This window comes from Variovorax sp. AC194 (assembly GCF_979257995.1).
In genome coordinates, this window is the sequence record NZ_OZ409823.1 from 3,176,645 (window position 1) to 3,194,729 (window position 18,085).

Sequence of the window (18,085 nt, forward strand, 5' to 3'; positions counted from 1 at the left end):
GTTCAGCGCAGCACGCGCCCGTCAGCGGAGATGCTGATCAGGTCGATGCTGCGCACGTTGTCGCGCAGGCCCGGGCGCAGGTTGATGCGAAAGCCCCCCACGTCGTAGTCGGTCATCGCGGTCATCGTGCGCTGCAGCGTCGCGGTGTTGAAGCCGCGGCCCGCGCGGCGCACCGCCTCACCCACTGTCTTGGCGGCGATGAAGCCCTCCAGCCCTTCGTAGGACGCGGTCTGGTCGGAGTTGTCGACCGCCGCGAGGTACTCCTTGACGATCGGAATGGCCGAGGGCCGCGGCGAGGGCACCACCTGCGAGATCACGATGCCGCCGATGTCCTTGCCCAGCTCCGCGTAGAGCGGATCGATCCCCACGATCGAGAAGGCCATGAAGTTGCCCGTGTAGCCGCTCTTGCGGAGCTTGCGGATCGCGCTGGCCGTGGTGCCCGAGAGCGACACCAGCACGATGGCCTGGGGCGATTGCTTCTGCACGTCTTTGAGCGCGGCATCGAGCTTGTCGCCGCCCGCGGGCACCAGCGCGCTCGCGACCAGCGGGGTGAGCTTGAGCTCGGTGATCGCCTGCTGCACGGCCGCCAGGCCCGCGCGGCCCATGGCGTCGTCGTCGCCCAGGAAGGCCACGCGCGTCTGCCCCACGGTGGCGCACTGGCGCACGATCTTGAGGGCCTCGTCGATCATGCCGGGCCGCACGTGGAACACGTTCGGGTGCTCGGCGCCGCGCAGGTTGTCCGATGCGGCGAAGGGCGCGAAGAGCAGGCTCCCCTGCTGCGTGGCGACGTTCGCGCCGGCCTCGCTGCTGGCGGTGCCGACAAAGCCGAAGAGCAGGTCCGCCTTCTGCGCGCCGAGCAGGGTGCGCGCGTTGGCGCTGGCGCGGGCGGCTTCGTAGCCGTCGTCCAGTTGCACCAGCTTCAGCTGCAGGCCGGTGGTGGCGTTGCGCGTGTTGAAGTCGCTCACCGCGAGCCGACTGCCCGCCGCGAAGGCGCTGCCGATGTCCGCGGCGCCGCCGGTCAGCGGCACCGATTGCCCGAGCAGCACGACGCGGGGCGCGCCGGCCGCGCGGGTCTGCGCCAATGCACCTTGAGTGATGCCCAAACCCATGCCGCCGCCCAACAGCAGCGCGCCGCATGCCTTCTCCAACCATTCCCTGCGTGACCTGTTCATTGCGCACCCTTTGTGAGAAGTAGTAAAAAAGTGTAGCAATATTGAGGCCAGGACGATAGCAGCGGCTGCTACAGAATTGCCCTATGAAAACTGCTTTTCTCTGGGGTGGATTCGGGTTGTGCGTGGCGCTCGCGGGATGCATCGTGCCGCCGCGCGATGTGGTGGAAATCGCGCAGCCCGTTCCGGCACCGTCGCCGGACGTTGCGCCGGAGCCGCCGCCCATGGTCATCAGTGCGCCGCCGACCGCAGCCACGCGGCCCCAGGCGCCCGCCATCGAGAAGGATGCGGTGATCCGCCAGCGGCGCCTGCCCGACTATCCGACCGCGCTGGCGAACGAGGGCGTGGAAGGCCAAGTGATCGCCGTCTTCTACGTGGGTGAAACAGGCGTGCCCGAAGACGTGCGCATCGAACGATCGCCGCATCCGCTGCTGTCGAAGGCGGTGACCGATGCGCTCAAGGGATGGCGCTTCGACCCCGCGCGGTCGTCGGACGGGCGCCCGGTGCGCACGCGGATGCGGCTGCCGTTCCGCTTCCAGGCTGAGTAGCTGAGGGCTTCAGGCGCGCACGAACACCAGGTCCCACACGCCGTGGCCGAGCTTGATGCCGCGGTTCTCGAACTTGGTGAGCGGGCGGTATTCCGGCTTCGCGGCGTAGCCTTCGGCCGTGTTGCGCAGCAGCGGCTCGGCGGCCAGCACCTCGAGCATCTGCTCGGCGTAGGGCTGCCAGTCGGTCGCGCAGTGGATGTAGCCGCCGGGGCGCAGGTGCTGCGCGAGCTTGGTCACGAATTCGGGCTGGATCAGCCGGCGCTTGTTGTGGCGCTTCTTGTGCCACGGGTCCGGAAAGAACACATGCACGCCGGCCAGCGTGCCGGGCTGCAGCATGTGGTCGAGCACGTCGACCGCGTCGTGCGCGCAGATGCGGATGTTCGAGATCGACTGCTCGCCGATGCGCTTGAGCAGCGCGCCCACGCCGGGCTCGTGCACCTCGCAGCAGAAAAAGTTGGTCTCGGGCAGCACCGTGGCGATGTGCGCGGTGGCCTCGCCCATGCCGAAGCCGATCTCCAGCACCGTCGGGGCGGCGCGGCCGCCGAAGGCCGCCGCAAGGTCCAGCGGCTCGGGGGTGTAGGGGATGAGGAACAGCGGGCCCAGTTCGGAAAAGGCCCGCGCCTGGCCGTCGGTGGTGCGGCCGGCGCGCTTGACGAAGCTCTTGAGGCGGCGGTGCAGCGGGTGCGGCTTGTTGCTGTCGCCCGCGCTGTCGTCTGCGGTTTCGTCGCTGGGCGGGAGGTCGTGGGGCACGGTGTCGGGAAAGTTCATGGCGGCCGCGAATTGTAGAGAGCGCGCCATTCGGGCACCCAGCCGGCCAGCGCGGCCGCACAGGATGGGGCCGTGGCGGGACCCAGGCCGAGCACGCGCGCGGCCGCATCGAGCGCGGCCAGCGCGGCCTCGGGCGTGGACGTGTCGATGGCCGTGGCGCCGTTCTGCTTGGAGAGCTTGTCGCCGTCGGCGCCGCGCACCAGCGGCGTGTGCAGGTAGCTGGGCGTCGGAAGGCCCAGCGCGCGCTGCAGCAGGATCTGGCGCGCGGTGTTGTCGGCCAGGTCCTCGCCGCGGACCACGTCGGTCACGCCTTGCTCCGCGTCGTCGACCACCACGGCGAGTTGATACGCCCAGGGGCCATCGGCGCGGCGCAGCACGAAGTCGCCGACCTCGCGGCTCACGTCCTGATGTTGTTCGCCCATGCGCCGGTCGGTCCAGCGGAGTTCGCCGGGCTGATGCGATTCGAACTTCTCGGTGGCAAAGCGCCAGGCCCGCGCGGGCTTGCCGTGCAGGCCACCCCGGCAGGTGCCGGGATACACGCGCTCTCCATGCCGCTCGTGCCGCTGGCCGAGCCGCGCGAGCGCCATGTCGATGTCCTTGCGCGAACAGCCGCACGGGTAGGCGAGGCCGAGCGCCTGCAGCTTCTGCAGCGCCGCCTCGTAGTGCGCCGTGCGCTGCGTCTGCCACACGGGCGTCTCGTCGGGCAGCAGATGGCAGTCGGCCAGCTGCCGCAGCATGTGTTCGCCCATGCCGGGCAGGCACCGTTCGGTGTCGGCGTCCTCGATGCGGATCAGCCAGCGCGCCTCGCGGCCGCGGGCGCGCACGTCGAGCCAGCTCGCGAGTGCGGCCACCAGCGAGCCGGCGTGCAGCGGCCCGGTGGGCGAGGGCGCGAAACGGCCGGTCTCACGCATCCTAAAAATCGATCAGATCACCGCGAGCGCCAGCGAGAGGCCCGAGAGGAACGCGTCTTCCACGCGGTGCCCCGTGCACCAGTCACCCGCCACACCGATGCGCGCCTTGGCGTCCCACAGGTGCGTCTTGCCGACGGGCACCTGCGTCTGGGCTTCGGTCCAGCAGCGCGTCTGCGCGTGCGAGGGCACGGCGTGGATGCCGGTGATCTCGGCGAAGGCGCGCAGCAGCTTGGCCTCGACGCGCGGCGCGTCGTCGCGCAGGTGTTCCTGCGACCAGGTGGCGCTGGCCTGCAGCGTCCAGCGCTCGATGCGTTCGCGGCCGGGCTTGGACGATTCGCGCGCAAGCCACGCCACGCGATGGTGGGTGCTGCGCGCCGCGTTCCACTGCGGGCCGAGGTGCGATATGGTGGGCTGGTTGGCCTGCGGGAACGCGATCATCAGCGTCCAGCACGGCGCGATGCGCACCGGCTCGATCTTCTGGCTGATCGATGCGGAGAGCTTGCCGTCGCCCAGCAGCACGCGGGTGCGCGCGGGCGGCACGGCGAGCAGCACGGCGTCGAAGCCGGAGTACACATGCTGCGAATCGTCTTCGCCCGCGGTGCGCAGCTGCCAGCGCTTGGCATCGAGCGCGTCGGGCTCGATCTGCGTGACCTGCGTGTTGGTGATGAGGTTGCCGGCCAGCGGCGCGGCCCAGTGGGCGACCAGCGCGTCCATGCCGGGCTGCGCGACCCAGTGCGATTCGCGGCCGGGCAATGCCGCTTCTGCCACGCGGCCATGGGCATCGAGCACGCGCACGAGGTTGGCGCTCCAGGGGCGGCAGAGGCTGGGCGTGGCTTCGAGTGCCAATGCGAATCGCGCATCGCGCACGGTGAAGTACTGCGCGCCGCTGTCGAAGCGGCCGAACGCCGTGTCGATGCTCGCCATGCGGCCGCCGGGCGCGGCCTCGCGTTCGAACAGCGTGACCTTGTGGCCGGCCTGCACCAGCGTGCGCGCGCAGGCCACCCCGGCGATGCCGGCGCCGACGACGGCGTAGTGGCGGGGAGTGGGGGAGGACGCGGAGGATGTTCGGTGACGGTCGGCTTGTTTTGCAGTTGCGCGGGTGCTCATGGCGGACTCTTTTCTTTTGACAGGGAGACAATGAATGTGTCCGCACTCTACATCGGTCTGCGAGGGCCGCCGGGAGACCGGACCTCAGGGCGTTCCTCAGCGTCCCCGATGGCGCTCGAGCAGCGCGCGCCGCGTGGCCTCGTGCTCGAACTGCGCGAGCCACCATTCGAGCGCGCGCCCCGGCCCGCCCGCGCTGCGCACGCGCCATGCGCAATGCATGGTGCCCAGCGGCGGCGTGCGCTCGGTCTTGCGTTCGATGAGATGGCCCGCCTCGATGTACGGCCGCGCCATCGGCTCGGGCAGGAAGCCGCCGCCGAGGCCGTGCAATTGCGCCGCGAGCTTGAACTGCATGCTCGGCACGGTGAGCACGTCCTGCCCGCCGACGAGGTTGACGGTCATGCTCGGCCCGCTGCGCACCGAGTCGGCTGCGGCGACCGCGCGGTACTGGCGCAGCACTTCGTCGGTCAATGGCTCGGGCAGGCGCGCGAGCGGATGGTGCGGTGCCACCGCGTACACGAAGCGCAGCTCGCCGATCGGCCGGCTGCGGATGCCGGTGGCCGTGAACGCGAGGCTCGCCGCATCGAGCACCGCGCCGATGGCCAGATCGGCCTCGCCGCTCGTCAGCGCCTCGATGGTGCCCAGCAGCGTCTCGTCGCGCAGCTTCAGCCGCGTGGGCGGATCGAGCGCGAAGAAGGCGGTGGCCAGGTCCAGCAGCGGGTCGCGCGCGATCACGCTGTCCACCGCGATGGTGAGCATCGGCTCCCAGCCCGTGGCCACGCGCTTGACGCGGTTGGCCACCGCGTCGATTTCGTTCAGCAGGCGCGCCGATTCGCGCAGCAGCTCGGCGCCGGCCTCGGTGATGCGCGCCTGGCGCGCGCTGCGGTCGAACAGCAGCACGTCGAGCGCGTCTTCGATCTGGCGCACCCGGTAGCTCAGCGCGCTGGGCACGAGGTTGAGCGCGCGCGCCGCGCCCGCGAAGCTGCCGGTGTTGGCCACCGTCTGCAGCATGGCGAGCGCGTCGGGGGTCAGTACGTCTCTGGCGCTGGGCATGGCGGCTCCATCGATTGATCAAAAAATTTGAATGATGCCATCAAAACCGGGCGCTTTTACCGCGGGGGTGCGGGCCTAAAGTTCTTCACATCCGCTGCGCATCCGGCGCGGCATACGAAGAAGGCCAGAACATCCCCCCGGGGAACGGCCAAAGGAGTTCGACGATGTTGCAAGTCCGTAAATCACAGGAACGCGGTTATGCCGACCATGGCTGGCTGCGCTCGTTCCACAGCTTTTCCTTCGCCGGTTACTACGACGCGGCCCACATGGGCTTCGGCAACCTGCGGGTGATCAACGAAGACCGCGTGGCCGCGGGCGCCGGCTTCGGCACCCATGGCCACAAGGACATGGAGATCATCAGCTACGTGCTCTCGGGCGAACTGGCGCACAAGGACAGCATGGGGAACATCGAATCCATTCCGCCGGGCGACGTGCAGCGCATGAGCGCGGGCCGCGGCGTGATGCACAGCGAGTTCAACCACAAGAAAGACGAGACCACGCACTTCCTGCAGATCTGGATCGAGCCCAACGTGCGCGGCATCGCGCCGGGCTACGAGCAAAAGCAGTTCGGCGACGCCGAGAAGCGCGGCAAGCTGCGCCTGGTGGCCTCGCCCGACGGCAGCGACGGCTCGGTGAAGGTGAATGCCGATGCGCGCCTCTTCGCAGGGCTCCTCGATGGCGAAGAGAAGGCCAGCCTGGCGCTCGACCCGGCGCGCAAGAGCTACGTGCACCTGATTCGCGGCGAGCTCGAAGTCAATGGCCAGAAGCTCTCGGGCGGCGACGCCGCGATGCTCGAAGGCGAATCTCAATTGACGCTGGGTGCCGGCAAGGACGCCGAAGTGCTGGTGTTCGACCTGACCGCTTGATCCACCGCCGGGCGCTTGTCGCCCGGCTTTTTTTCTGTCCCCTGTATTTCAATCAACAACCCGAGGAGTTTTCAACCATGGCAACCACCACCACCACCACCCCCAACGCAGCCCAGGACACCCTGGCGCTCATCGGCCGCATCCTGATCGCCACGCTGTTCATCCCCGCCGGCTTCGGCAAGCTGATGGGCTTTGCGGGCACCGTCGGCTACATCACCAAGGTGGCGGGCCTGCCGCTGCCCGAGGTGGCGGCGGCGATCGCGATCGTCATCGAACTCGGCTTCGGCATCGCGCTGCTGGTCGGCTTCAAGACGCGCTGGGTGGCCCTGGTCATGGCGATCTTCACGGTCGCGACCGGCCTGTTCTTCCACAAGTTCTGGATCGATGCGACGCAGAACACGCAGTTCTTCAAGAACCTGGCGATCGCAGGCGGCATGCTCGCTTTCGCAGCCTTCGGCGCCGGCCGCTTCAGCATCGACAAGAAATAGGCTCTCCCCCAGGCTTCGCGCACTTCGTGTCGCTTCGCCAACCCCCCACCGGGGGCAACACCTGAGGCCCGGCAAAGCCGGTTCCTCGGTGTTCCGCGAAAAGACATTCACCACCGCTCACCATCGTTTCACTCAGGAGATCATTCATGGCAAACATCGTTGTCGTCTTCCATTCCGGCTACGGCCACACCCAACGCATCGCGCAAGCCGTGGCCGAATCGGCCGGTGCGCAACTGCTCGCGATCGACGCCGATGGCAACCTGCCCGAAGGCGGCTGGGAAACATTGGCCGCGGCCGATGCGATCGTCCTCGGCTCGCCCACCTACATGGGCGGCGTGAGCTGGCAGTTCAAGAAGTTCGCCGATGCGTCGTCCAAGGTCTGGTACACGCAGGGCTGGAAGGACAAGCTCTTCGCCGGCTTCACCAACAGCGCCACCATGAACGGCGACAAGGTCACGACCATGGCGTACCTGTGGACGCTCGCGATGCAGCACAGCGGCATCTGGGTCAGCATGGGCATCTTGCCGACCAACAACAAGGCAGCGACGCGCGATTCGATGAACTACGTGGGCGGCTACGGCGGCCTCTTGACGCAATCGCCGTCGGACGCGAGCCCGGCCGAGATGTTCAAGGGCGACTTCGATACGGCACGTGCATTCGGCGAACGTATTGCCGCAGTGGCAAGATCGCGCGGATAAAACCCAGCCACCCACGGAGCCCCCGATGACCGACACCACTGCCCACGCCCAATTGCTTCAACCGCACGACAAGGACCTGGGTGGTGGCTTCAACGTGAGGCGCCTCTTGCCCGCGGCGCAGCGCCGCTCTGTCGGGCCCTTCGTGTTTTTCGACCATTTCGGGCCGGCCACCGAGAAGCCCGGCACCGAGCACGACGTGCGGCCGCATCCGCACATCGGCCTGGCGACGGTCACCTATCTTTTCGAGGGCGCGATGATGCATCGCGACAGCCTCGGAAGCGTGCAGGAGATCCTGCCCGGCGCGATCAACTGGATGACCTCGGGGCGAGGCATCGTGCACTCCGAGCGCAAGCCCGACCGCCTGAAGGCCGACACCTATGTGAACCACGGACTGCAGCTCTGGGCCGCATTGCCGCAGGCGCATGAGGAGGTCGAGCCGAACTTCGAGCACACGCCGGCCAGCGCCATTCCCGAACTGGTGGAGCAGGGCGCCAACGTGCGCGTGCTGGTGGGCGAGGCCTTCGGCCAGCGCTCTCCGGTGAAGACATTGGCGCAGACCGTGTACCTCGATATCGCGCTGCCCGCGGGCGGCCGCTTCGAGCTGCCCGCACTCGCGCCCGAGCTGGCCATCTACGCCGTCGATGCCGATGCGCGCGTCAACGGCGAGGCGATTCCCGCGCACACGATGGCGGTGCTGCCCGACGGGCAGGGCGCCGTGCTGACGGCCGAGGCGGCCGTGCGCCTCATGGTGATCGGCGGCGAGCCGCTGGACGGTCCGCGCTACATCACCTGGAACTTCGTCTCGAGCCGGCGCGAGCGCATCCTGGAAGCCGGTGCCGACTGGGCCGCGCAACGCATGGGCCACGTGCCCGGCGAGACCGAATTCATTCCGCTGCCGGGCAAGCCCTTCGGCGTGCGCGAGCCGGACACGGGCACCACGCCCGTCTGACCCTGTTCGTACGTTGGCGGGAGAGATTTCGCGAGATTTCCGGACACCTTGAGGTAGTAAGCTGCGCCCCGCAAACGGCGATCGAGGGGGTCGCCGTCCCAACGACATCCCCAGAAAGGGAGCAAGGCACATGGCAGTTTTTCGGACCCCCGAGGTTGCACCGGGCGAATACGGCGATCTTTTCGAATTCCTCATGGAGGAGCTCAAGCTCTTCAAGCGCAAGCTGGTCCTCATGCTCAAGCATGTGCAGACCGGCGAGTCGATGGTCTATGAACAGGCCTGGTACGACTTCCACCTGAAGGACCGCATCACGCATCTGCTCAAGACCGACGACTACGCCGCCGTCGCGCAGCTGCCGATCAACAAGAAGGGCCAGACCGGCATCTACATCGAGACCCGCTACGTCAAGAGCGGCAAGCTCGTCGGCCTGCAGCTCGTGGAGGCCCGGCCGCACGAAGGCGGGCGCTACGTGGGCCTCACGCCGGCGGTGGTGTTCACCGACGCCGACGGCGAACGCATGCTGGCGTTCGCGCAGAAGCTCAAGTAAAAAGCAGCAGCGCGAACGAAAAAAGGGCCCGACGGATCGGGCCCTTTCATTGGGTGATTGCCTTGCGCGGCTTACTTGCCGCCGATCGAGACGGCCTCCGAAGGCGGTGCGCCATCGGGCGCCTTAGGCAGTTCGATCATGGCCTTGCGCCCCGCGCGTCCGCGCCATGCCGAGAAGCCCACGCCGGCCAGGAGCAGCACGCACAACCCGATGAAGGTGCCGCTGATCGGCCGCGTGACGAACACCGACATGTCGCCGCGCGAGAGCAGCAGCGCGCGGCGGAAGTTCTCCTCCACCATCGGCCCGAGCACGAAGCCCAGCAGGATCGGCGCGACCGAGAACTCCAACGTCATCAGCACCGCGCCGACGATGCCGAACACCAGCACTTCCCAGATCTGGAACAGGCTGTTCTGCGTGCTGTACACGCCCGTCGCAATGAAGAACATCGCGGCCGGGAACAGGTACTTGTAGGGCACCTTCAGGAGCTTGACCCACACGCCGATCATCGGCACGTTCAGCACCACCAGGATCACGTTGCCGATCCAGAACGAGGCGATCAGGCCCCAGAAGATGTCCGGATGCTCGGTGATGAGCTGCGGGCCGGGCTGGATGCCCTGGATCAGCAGCGCGCCCAGGATCAGCGCCATCACCGCGTCGCCCGGAATCCCCAGGCTCATCGTCGGGATGAAGTCGACCTGCGTCTTGGAGTGGGCCGAGGCCTCGGGGCCGGCCACGCCTTCGATCATGCCGGTGCCGAACTTGTCGGGCGTCTTGGAGACCTTGCGCTCCAGCGCGTAGGCGATGAAGGTGGTGATGGTCGGGCCGGTGCCGGGCATCGCGCCGAAGATCGTGCCGACGATGGTGCCGCGGATCATGGCGGGGAAGGCGCGCTTCAATTCTTCCTTGCTCGGGCGCATGTCGCTCAGCTTGAGCGTGCCCGTGTCGCCGATGGCCTTCATGCGGTTCACGTTGAGCAGGAAGTCGGCCACGCCGAAGAGGCCCATCGAGATGGCCACCAGTTCGAGGCCGTCGCTCAACTCGGGCAGGTTGAACGCGAAGCGGAAGCTGCCGCTGTTCACGTCGGTGCCGACCACGCCGCACAGGAGGCCGAAGATCGTCATCGCCACGCCCTTGAGCGGCGAGCCGCGCGACATGGTGGAACCGGCAAGAAGGCCCAGCAGCATGATCGAGAAGATCTCGGTCGGGCCGAACTTGAACGCGATCTGCACCAAGAGGGGCGAGGCGAAGATCATCACGATGATGCCGACCGACGCCGCGAAGAACGAGGCGATCATCGTCACCCCGAGCGCGACGCCGCCCTTGCCCTGCTTGGTCATCGGGTAGCCGTCCAGGCACGTCACCGCATGCGGCGGGTGCGAGGGCATGTTCATCAGGATGGCGCCGATGGCACCGCCGTACTGCGAGCCGTAGAAGATGCCCGCCAGCATCAGGATCGCGGGCACCGGGTGCATCGCGTAGGTGAGCGGCAGAAGGATCGAGATGGCCTGCAGTGCGCCCATGCCCGGCAGCACGCCGATCAGGTTGCCCACCAGCACGCCGAAGAACGACCACAGGAGATTGGAGCCCTGGAACGCGACACCGAAGCCGAACCAGAGGTCGTGGAGCGATTGACCGATCATGGCTTCAGCCTCCCCATTGGAACAACGGCAGCTGCAGCTTCAGCGCCCACCAGAACACCACCACCGCGATGAAGCACATCGCGAGCGCCAAGAGCAGCGCCTCGGTCAGCGTGTTGTCACGGTCGCCCAGCGCCGAGATGAACACGATGGCGAAGGTCGCCGGCAGCAGGCCGCCGTATTCGCCCAGCAGCAGGAACGACAGGATGCCCACGATGATGCAGATGCCGCCGCGCAGGTCGGGCATGCCGCCCGGATGGCCGTGCGATGCGGCCTCGGTGCTCGCGGGTTTTTCGCCGCGCGCGGACAGCGCGATCAAGAGGCCCGTGAGCGCCAGGAGACCGCCGAGCGCGACCGGGAAGAAGCCCGGTCCCATGTGCGCGAGTTCGCCGACGCGGTAGCCGATGCCGGCATAGACGGCTGCCAGGCCGATGACCACGAGCAACGCGCCGCCGTAGTAATCCTTCTTGAATTGGGGTGCGGGCCGAAGCGCGTGCGAGGCCGGATCTTCACCGTGCGGGTGCATTGAGTCTCCTTCGATTTGGAAGGAGCGCAGTCTAGGAATCGAGGCTTTCAATCGCCTTTCGATACGAGTGCGAAAGGCCTCTGGACCTTCAAAATACGTGTAATTGCGTACCGCGCTACCCCGCAGAAACCCTAGGTAAAACGGCCAATGGGAGCTTGAGGATCGCGCGGAGGCCGCCGCCGTTCGGACGCTCGGGCATGTCGGCGCTGTCCAGTCCGATCTCGCCGCCGTTGCGCCGCGCATAGCCGCGCGCGATGGCCAGGCCGAGGCCCGCGCCTTGCGTGGCGGCGTTGGCGGCGGGGTCGCGGTGAAAGCGCTCGAACACGCTGTCGCGCCGCTCGGGCGCGATGCCCGGGCCGCTGTCGCACACCTCGGCCAGCGCGTGCGAGGCCTCGCGCCGCACGGTCACCGTGATGTTGCCGCCGCGCGGCGTGTACTTGATGGCGTTGTGCACGAGGTTGGCGAGCACCTCGTGCAGCTCGGCGCCGTTGGCCTCGACGGGCAGCACGGGGGGCGCGTTGTCGTCGTCGCTGTCGCCGTCCAGCTTGTCCTGCGCCTCCGGTTCGCCGCGTGCATCGACCCAGCCCAGGTCCTGGTCGTGCTCGCGCGCGAGCGGCAGGTACTGCAGCACCACGGCGCGCGCGATGTCGCTGAGGTCGACCACCGCGGGCTCGGTGCCGCCCGTGATTTCCTCTTCGGTCGTGGCATGCGCCAGCGCCAGCAATTGCTCGCTCAGGCGCCGCGTGCGCGCCAGCTGCGCGACGATCGCGTGCAGCGATTCGCGCATGCGCGCCGGGTCGGTCTCGCGCACCGCGTAGCCCGCCTGGATCGACAGGATGCTCAGCGGCGTGCGCAGCTGGTGCGAGGCATCGGCCAGGAACTGCGACTGCTCGGCCACCATGCGCCGGTGGTCCGCGATGTGGTGGTTGACCGCGTCCACCAGCGGCACCACTTCCTGCGGCACGCCGCTCGCGTCGAGCGGCTTCAGGTCATCGCGCCGGCGCTCGCGCAGCGACCGGCGAAGGCGCTCCAGCGGACGCAGCGTCCAGGCCACGCCCAGCCACACCAGCACGGCCATCACCAGCACCATGCGCGCGTCGCGCAGCAGCTCCTGCTCGAGCGATTCGTTCTGCGCCTGCAGGCGCGGGCCGGTGCCTTCTGCGGCCTGGATGAGCACGCTGTACGCGGTGCCGGCGTGGGTGTTGTCGTAGACCGTCTGGCGCAGCGCGGCCACGCGCACCGGGTGCTGCTCGTGCACCGCGTCGTAGAACACGGGCGTGCCGTCGGGCGGGCGTTCGGCGGGGCGGGGCAGGCCGGGCACGCCCATGAGCGTGGTCTCCGGCGCATTGGTGTCCAGTGTCTCGCCCTTGGGAATGCGCTGCACGCCGACGTGCAGGTACTTGTAGCGCAGGTGCGTGGACTCGAACATCGCCTGCACCGAGAAGGCCTCCTGCACCCGCACGCTGCCGTCGCTCGCGACCACGATGCCGTTGGCCAGCGCCTGCACGGGCTCCAGCAGGCTCTGGTCGTAGGCGAGCACCAGCGAATCGGTGAGCGTGCGGTAGTCGTTCCAGCTGTCCAGCGCCAGCAGCGCGACGATGCCCGGCAGCAGCAGCGCGAGCAGGCGCGCGCGGATGCCGAAGCGCCGCGGTTCGGTCCGCAATTCAGGCCGCTGCGGGCGGGGCGCCTGGGGGTCCATCGGCAATGCCCTCGAGCATGTAGCCCAGCCCGCGCACGGTGACGATGCGCACGTCGCTGTCCGCGAGCTTGCGCCGGAGGCGATGCAGCACCACCTCGATGGCGTCGGGGCCCGCGGTGCTGTCGTTGGTGAACACCTTGGCAAAGAGCTGCGACTTGCCCACCGGCGCGCCGCTGCGCATCAGGAGCGCGGTGAGCGCGGCCTGCTCCCGCGGCGTGAGCGACAGCAGCGTGCCGCGCAGCGTGAAGGCGTGGCTCTCGCTGTCGTACGAGAGCGAGGCGCACTGCAGCCGCGGATGCTGCTTGCCGCGGCTGCGCCGCACCAGCGCCGCCAGGCGTGCCTCGAGCTCGACCAGCTCGAAAGGCTTGGTGAGGAAATCGTCCGCGCCCAGGTTCAGGCCGCGCACGCGGTCCTGCAGCGCGCCCTGCGCGGTGAGGATGAGCACGGGGGTGCGGTCGTCCGCATCGCGCATGTCGGCCAGCACGCTCAGGCCGTGCTTGTCGGGCAGGCGCAGGTCCAGGACGATGGCGTCGTATTCGGTGCCGGCCATGAAGGCCTCGGCGGTGCGCGCATCGGGCGCGTGGTCGGCGACGAAGCCGCTCTGGGTCAACGCCCGGACGAGCCACGAGGCCATGTCCAGTTCGTCTTCCACCAGGAGGATGCGCATGAGGGATTGCCGGTTAGTGCCCGTTTGTGCCGTTTATTTTTTCAGGCCGCGGCCCAGGTCGATGTCTTCCGAGGCGCGTGCGCTGGCATCGGCCGCGCGCGCGCTCAGGTCGGGCGCCAGGGCGCGCCGGCCGTCGAACACGAAGCAGTCGCCGTGATAGTGCGCACCGCCCACGTCCTCGAAGTATTTGAGGATGCCGCCTTCGAGCTGCAGCACGTGCTCGATGCCTTCCTCCCGCATCAGGATCGCGGCCTTCTCGCAGCGGATGCCGCCGGTGCAGAAGCTCACCACGGTCTTGCCCGCGAAATCGGCGCGGTGTGCTTTCAGCGCGGGCGGGAATTCGGTGAACTTGGTGATGCGCCAGTCGATCGCGCCGTCGAAGGTGCCTTCGTCGACCTCGAAGTCGTTGCGCGTATCGAGGAGGGCGATCTCGCGGCCTTCATCGTCGTGGCCTTGGTCGAGCCAGCGCTTGAGGGTGGGCGCATCGACGCCGGGGGCACGGCCTGCGGCCGGCTGGATGGCCGGGTGATCCATGCGGATGATCTCGCGCTTGAGCTTGACCAGCATGCGCCTGAAGGGCTGTGCCGCGGACCAGCTTTCCTTGGTTTCGAGGTCGGCGAAGCGCGCGTCGGCACGCAGCTCGGCCAGGAAGGTATGGATGGCGTCCGGCGGCCCGGCCAGAAACAGGTTGATACCCTCGGGCGCCAGCAGGATGGTGCCCATGAGGCCCAGGGCCTGGGTGCGGGCACGCAGGTCTTCGCGCAGCACGGGGCTGTCGTCTATGGCCACGAATTTGTAGGCCGCGATATTCAGAATCTCTTGCACGGGGCGCGATTGTAGGGATTGCCAACCCACATCGTGGGGTGCGGCTTTCTACAATGACCGGATGTTTGTTCACCTGCGCCTGCACACCGAATTTTCCGTCGTCGACGGCACCAACCGGATCGACGAAGTCATCAAGGCCGCCGCTGCCGACAAGCAGCCCGCACTGGCCATCACCGACCTGAACAACCTGTTCGGGGCGGTCAAGTTCTACAAGCAGGGGCGGGGCAAGGGCGTCAAGCCCGTCATCGGCGCTGAAATCTTCATCGAAGGGTTGGGCAAGGAGCCCGGCGTGCTCACCCGTATCGTGCTGCTGGTGCAGAACACCGAGGGCTATCTGCACCTGTCCGAATTGCTCGCGCGCGCGTGGACGCAGAACGTGGGCCGCGGCCAGTCGCAGGCCGCCTGCAAACTCGAATGGCTCGAAGAACTTTCGGGCGGGTTGATCGTGCTCTCGGGCGCGCAGGCGGGGCCGCTGGGCGTGCCGCTGCTGCAGGGGCAGGAAGAGCGCGCCGCCGAGCTGGCGCTGAAGTTGGCGGGCATGTTCCCGCACCGTTTCTACATCGAGCTGCAGCGCGCGGGCCGTCCGGAAGACGAGCCGCACGTGGTCGCCGCGGTGAAGCTCGCGGCACGCCTGAAGCTGCCGGTGGTCGCCACGCACCCGGTGCAGTTCGCCGAACGGCAGGACTACGAGGCGCACGAGGCGCGCGTGTGCATCTCCGAAGGCGAGATCCTCGGCAACCCGCGCCGCGTGCGCAAGTTCACCGAAGAGCAGTACTTCAAGTCGACCGCCCAGATGCAGGCCCTGTTCGCCGACGTGCCCAGCGCGCTGGCCAACACGGTGGAGATCGCCAAGCGCTGCAACTTGACGCTGGTGCTGGGCAAGCCGCAGCTGCCTGACTTCCCCACGCCCTTCGTGAGCGACGGCGTGCGCATGCCGATCGACGACTTCTTCCGGCAGGAATCGTTCGAGGGGCTGGAAGTGCGCCTCGCGCACCTCTACCCCGACGCGGCCAAGCGCGATGCCGAGCGGCCGCGCTACGTGGAGCGCCTGGAGTTCGAGATCAACACGATCCTGAACATGGGCTTCCCCGGCTACTTCCTGATCGTGGGCGACTTCATCAAGTGGGCCAAGGAAAACGGCTGCCCCGTGGGCCCGGGCCGGGGCTCGGGCGCGGGCTCGCTGGTGGCGTATGCGCTGAAGATCACCGACTTGGACCCGCTCGAATACAAGCTGCTGTTCGAACGGTTCCTGAACCCCGAGCGCGTCTCGATGCCCGACTTCGACATCGACTTCTGCCAGGGCAACCGCGATCGCGTGATCGACTACGTGAAGGACAAGTACGGCCGCAACGCCGTGAGCCAGATCGCCACCTTCGGCACGATGGCCGCGCGCGCGGCCATCCGCGACGTGGGCCGCGTGCTGGACATGAGCTACATGTTCTGCGACGGCATCAGCAAGCTGATTCCGAACAAGCCGGGCATGTCGGTCACGCTGCAGTATCCGCCCGAGAAAAAGATCGAGGGCGACAAGAACAACTACGCCATCGAGATGGAGCCGCAGCTCGCGCAGCGCATCGAGAAGGAAGAAGAAGTGCGCATGCTGGTCGAGCTCGCGCAGAAGCTCGAAGGCATGACGCGCAACATCGGCATGCACGCCGGCGGCGTGCTGATTGCGCCGGGCAAGCTCACCGATTTCTGCCCGCTCTACCAGCAGCCGGGCAGCGACTCGGCCGTGAGCCAGTACGACAAGGACGACGTCGAAGCCATCGGCCTGGTGAAGTTCGACTTTTTGGGCCTCGCCACGCTCACCATCCTGGAGATCGCGAAAGAGTTCATCGTCGCGCGCCACAAGGGCCAGGAGGACTTCGCGTTCGAGAACATTCCGCTCAAGGACGCGGCCACCTACCGGCTCTTCTCCGAAGGCAAGACCGAAGCGGTGTTCCAGTTCGAATCGCGCGGCATGCAGGGCATGCTGAAGGACGCGCGGCCCACGCGCCTGGAAGACCTGATCGCGCTCAACGCGCTGTACCGTCCGGGCCCGATGGACCTGATCCCCAGTTTCGTCGCGCGCAAGCACGGCCGCGAAGAGGTGGAGTACCCGCACCCGGCCGTCGCCGAGATGCTCTCGGAGACCTACGGGATCATGGTCTACCAGGAGCAGGTGATGCAGACCGCGCAGATCCTGGGCGGCTACTCGCTCGGCGGCGCCGACCTGCTGCGCCGCGCAATGGGCAAGAAAAAGCTCGAGGAGATGGCCGAGCACCGCGAGAAATTCCGCGCGGGCGCGCTCGCCACGCACGGCATTCCGCAGGACAAGGCCGACGAGATCTTCGACTTGATGGAGAAGTTCGCGGGCTACGGCTTCAACAAGTCGCACGCGGCCGCCTACTCGCTGCTCGCATACCACACGGGCTGGCTCAAGGTCCACTACACGGCCGAATTCTTCTGCGCCAACATGACCGTGGAAATGGACGACACGGACAAGCTCAAGCTGCTGTTCGAAGACGCCCAGAAGAACTTCGGCATCACCTTCGAGCCGCCGGACGTGAACCGCGGCAACTACCGTTTCGAGCCGGTCACCGACCGGGTGATCCGCTACGGCCTGGGCGCCGTCAAGGGCACGGGCCAGCTCGCGGTCGAGGCCGTGGTGCGGGCGCGCGAAGAGGGCGGGCCGTTCAAGAGCCTGTTCGATTTCTGCGTGCGCATCGATCGCCAGCGCATCAACAAGCGCACGGTCGAGGCGCTCATCAAGGCGGGCGCGTTCGATGCGATCCAGCAGAACCGCGCGGCGCTGATCGCCTCGCTGGACCGCGCCTTCGATTTCGCCAGCGCGACCGCGGCCAACGCCTCGCAGGTCGACATCTTCGGCGACTGCGAGCACGGCTCGGCCACCGCCGAACCCGACCTGGTCGATGCCACGCCGTGGGGCGTGAAGGAGCGCCTGACGCTCGAGAAAACCGCCGTCGGCTTCTACCTCTCGGGCCACCTGTTCGACGAGGTCTCGCACGAGGTGCGGCGCTTCTGCAAGCGCGAGATCGGCGACCTGCTCGACAGCCGCGACCAGCAGGTGATCGCGGGCATCGTGAGCGACTTTCGCGTGATCAACGGGCAGCGCGGGCGGCTCGCGATCTTCAAGCTGGACGACAAGTCCGAGTCCATCGATGCGACGGCCGACGAGGCGCTCATCAATGCCAACCGCAACACCTTGAAGGACGACGAGCTCGTCATCGTGAGCGGCCGGCTGCAACCCGCGCGCGGCGGTTTCGAGGCGCGCTTCCAGGTGCAGCAGGTGTGGGACCTGGCGACGGCGCGCTGCCGCTTCGGCAAGTTCCTGCGCGTGGCGGTGAACGGCAAGGCGCCGGACATCGCGCGGCTGGTGAAGGACTTTCCGCCGCGCACCGAGCAGACGGAAGTCGGCGATCTGGTTCAGGGTTTGCCGGTGCGCCTGTCGATGGCGCGGGGCGGCGCGCAGGTCGAGCTGCAGCTGGGCGAGCGCGCCAAGTTCTTCCCGACCGATGCCGCGCTCGCGAGCTGGACGGCACAGGCGGAGGCGGGCAAGGCGCTGATCGTCTACGAGTGAATGGCCCCTGGCTTTTTGGGGTCGTGGAACGTTTGGGCGTACTGCGCGTC

The 18,085-nt window shown here is 67.8% G+C and carries 17 protein-coding genes; 7 read left to right on the forward strand and 10 right to left on the reverse strand.

The window, feature by feature from the left end:
* Positions 1 to 2: 2 nt before the first annotated feature.
* Positions 3 to 1,172 carry an ABC transporter substrate-binding protein gene (locus tag ACZYRS_RS15265; protein ID WP_463419927.1) on the reverse strand — a complete coding sequence of 390 codons (1,170 nt, stop codon included), beginning with the start codon at positions 1,170 to 1,172 and terminating at the stop codon, positions 3 to 5.
* An 83-nt stretch (positions 1,173 to 1,255) separates the two neighbouring features.
* Here ACZYRS_RS15265 and ACZYRS_RS15270 point away from each other — a divergent pair, with 83 nt between their 5' ends.
* Positions 1,256 to 1,717 carry an energy transducer TonB gene (locus ACZYRS_RS15270; protein WP_463419928.1) on the forward strand — a complete coding sequence of 154 codons (462 nt, stop codon included), beginning with the start codon at positions 1,256 to 1,258 and terminating at the stop codon, positions 1,715 to 1,717.
* A 9-nt stretch (positions 1,718 to 1,726) separates the two neighbouring features.
* Here ACZYRS_RS15270 and trmB read toward each other — a convergent pair whose 3' ends face one another.
* From trmB to ACZYRS_RS15290, 4 genes are all read right to left on the reverse strand, one after another.
* The gene (trmB, locus tag ACZYRS_RS15275) at positions 1,727 to 2,485 is read right to left on the reverse strand and encodes a tRNA (guanosine(46)-N7)-methyltransferase TrmB (RefSeq protein ID WP_463419929.1); all 759 of its coding nucleotides are present in this window, start codon (positions 2,483 to 2,485) and stop codon (positions 1,727 to 1,729) included.
* Entirely contained in the window at positions 2,482 to 3,396 is a 915-nt protein-coding gene (gene gluQRS, locus ACZYRS_RS15280; RefSeq protein WP_463419930.1) for a tRNA glutamyl-Q(34) synthetase GluQRS, read from the reverse strand. The genes trmB and gluQRS overlap by 4 nt, the downstream gene beginning before the upstream one ends.
* A 12-nt stretch (positions 3,397 to 3,408) precedes the next feature.
* Positions 3,409 to 4,503 (reverse strand): NAD(P)/FAD-dependent oxidoreductase, encoded by a 1,095-nt coding sequence (locus ACZYRS_RS15285; RefSeq protein WP_463419931.1) that lies wholly within the window; start codon positions 4,501 to 4,503, stop codon positions 3,409 to 3,411.
* A 96-nt stretch (positions 4,504 to 4,599) separates the two neighbouring features.
* Positions 4,600 to 5,553 (reverse strand): LysR family transcriptional regulator, encoded by a 954-nt coding sequence (locus ACZYRS_RS15290; protein ID WP_198787395.1) that lies wholly within the window; start codon positions 5,551 to 5,553, stop codon positions 4,600 to 4,602.
* 164 nt (positions 5,554 to 5,717) lie between these two features.
* Between ACZYRS_RS15290 and ACZYRS_RS15295 the strand changes: the two genes are divergently transcribed.
* The 5 genes from ACZYRS_RS15295 (at position 5,718) to ACZYRS_RS15315 (ending at position 9,101) form a co-directional block, all read left to right on the forward strand.
* The gene (locus ACZYRS_RS15295; protein ID WP_463419932.1) at positions 5,718 to 6,419 is read left to right on the forward strand and encodes a pirin family protein; all 702 of its coding nucleotides are present in this window, start codon (positions 5,718 to 5,720) and stop codon (positions 6,417 to 6,419) included.
* A gap of 77 nt (positions 6,420 to 6,496) precedes the next feature.
* Entirely contained in the window at positions 6,497 to 6,907 is a 411-nt protein-coding gene (locus tag ACZYRS_RS15300; protein ID WP_463419933.1) for a DoxX family protein, read from the forward strand.
* A 146-nt stretch (positions 6,908 to 7,053) separates the two neighbouring features.
* Positions 7,054 to 7,605 carry a flavodoxin family protein gene (locus ACZYRS_RS15305; protein ID WP_463419934.1) on the forward strand — a complete coding sequence of 184 codons (552 nt, stop codon included), beginning with the start codon at positions 7,054 to 7,056 and terminating at the stop codon, positions 7,603 to 7,605.
* A gap of 25 nt (positions 7,606 to 7,630) precedes the next feature.
* Positions 7,631 to 8,554 carry a pirin family protein gene (locus ACZYRS_RS15310; protein WP_463419935.1) on the forward strand — a complete coding sequence of 308 codons (924 nt, stop codon included), beginning with the start codon at positions 7,631 to 7,633 and terminating at the stop codon, positions 8,552 to 8,554.
* Positions 8,555 to 8,684: 130 nt separating this feature from the next.
* Complete coding sequence (locus tag ACZYRS_RS15315; protein WP_463419936.1) at positions 8,685 to 9,101, forward strand: hypothetical protein; 417 nt, start codon at positions 8,685 to 8,687, stop codon at positions 9,099 to 9,101.
* Between the two features lie 71 nt (positions 9,102 to 9,172).
* On the opposite strand, the gene ACZYRS_RS15320 is transcribed toward ACZYRS_RS15315, so the two are convergent.
* From ACZYRS_RS15320 to ACZYRS_RS15340, 5 genes are all read right to left on the reverse strand, one after another.
* Positions 9,173 to 10,741 carry a tripartite tricarboxylate transporter permease gene (locus ACZYRS_RS15320; protein WP_463419937.1) on the reverse strand — a complete coding sequence of 523 codons (1,569 nt, stop codon included), beginning with the start codon at positions 10,739 to 10,741 and terminating at the stop codon, positions 9,173 to 9,175.
* Between the two features lie 4 nt (positions 10,742 to 10,745).
* Entirely contained in the window at positions 10,746 to 11,264 is a 519-nt protein-coding gene (locus tag ACZYRS_RS15325) for a tripartite tricarboxylate transporter TctB family protein (RefSeq protein WP_463419938.1), read from the reverse strand.
* Between the two features lie 115 nt (positions 11,265 to 11,379).
* A complete protein-coding gene (locus tag ACZYRS_RS15330) occupies positions 11,380 to 12,963 on the reverse strand; it encodes a sensor histidine kinase (RefSeq protein ID WP_463419939.1) in 1,584 nt (527 codons plus the stop codon).
* Positions 12,929 to 13,630 carry a response regulator gene (locus ACZYRS_RS15335; protein ID WP_198787404.1) on the reverse strand — a complete coding sequence of 234 codons (702 nt, stop codon included), beginning with the start codon at positions 13,628 to 13,630 and terminating at the stop codon, positions 12,929 to 12,931. Before ACZYRS_RS15335 ends, ACZYRS_RS15330 begins: the two co-directional genes overlap by 35 nt.
* A 33-nt stretch (positions 13,631 to 13,663) precedes the next feature.
* Positions 13,664 to 14,455 (reverse strand): sulfurtransferase, encoded by a 792-nt coding sequence (locus ACZYRS_RS15340; RefSeq protein ID WP_463419940.1) that lies wholly within the window; start codon positions 14,453 to 14,455, stop codon positions 13,664 to 13,666.
* Between the two features lie 61 nt (positions 14,456 to 14,516).
* On the opposite strand from ACZYRS_RS15340, the gene dnaE reads away from it, so the two are divergent.
* On the forward strand, positions 14,517 to 18,035 hold the full coding sequence (gene dnaE, locus ACZYRS_RS15345) for a DNA polymerase III subunit alpha (protein ID WP_463419941.1): 3,519 nt from the start codon (positions 14,517 to 14,519) through the stop codon (positions 18,033 to 18,035).
* Positions 18,036 to 18,085: the final 50 nt, after the last annotated feature.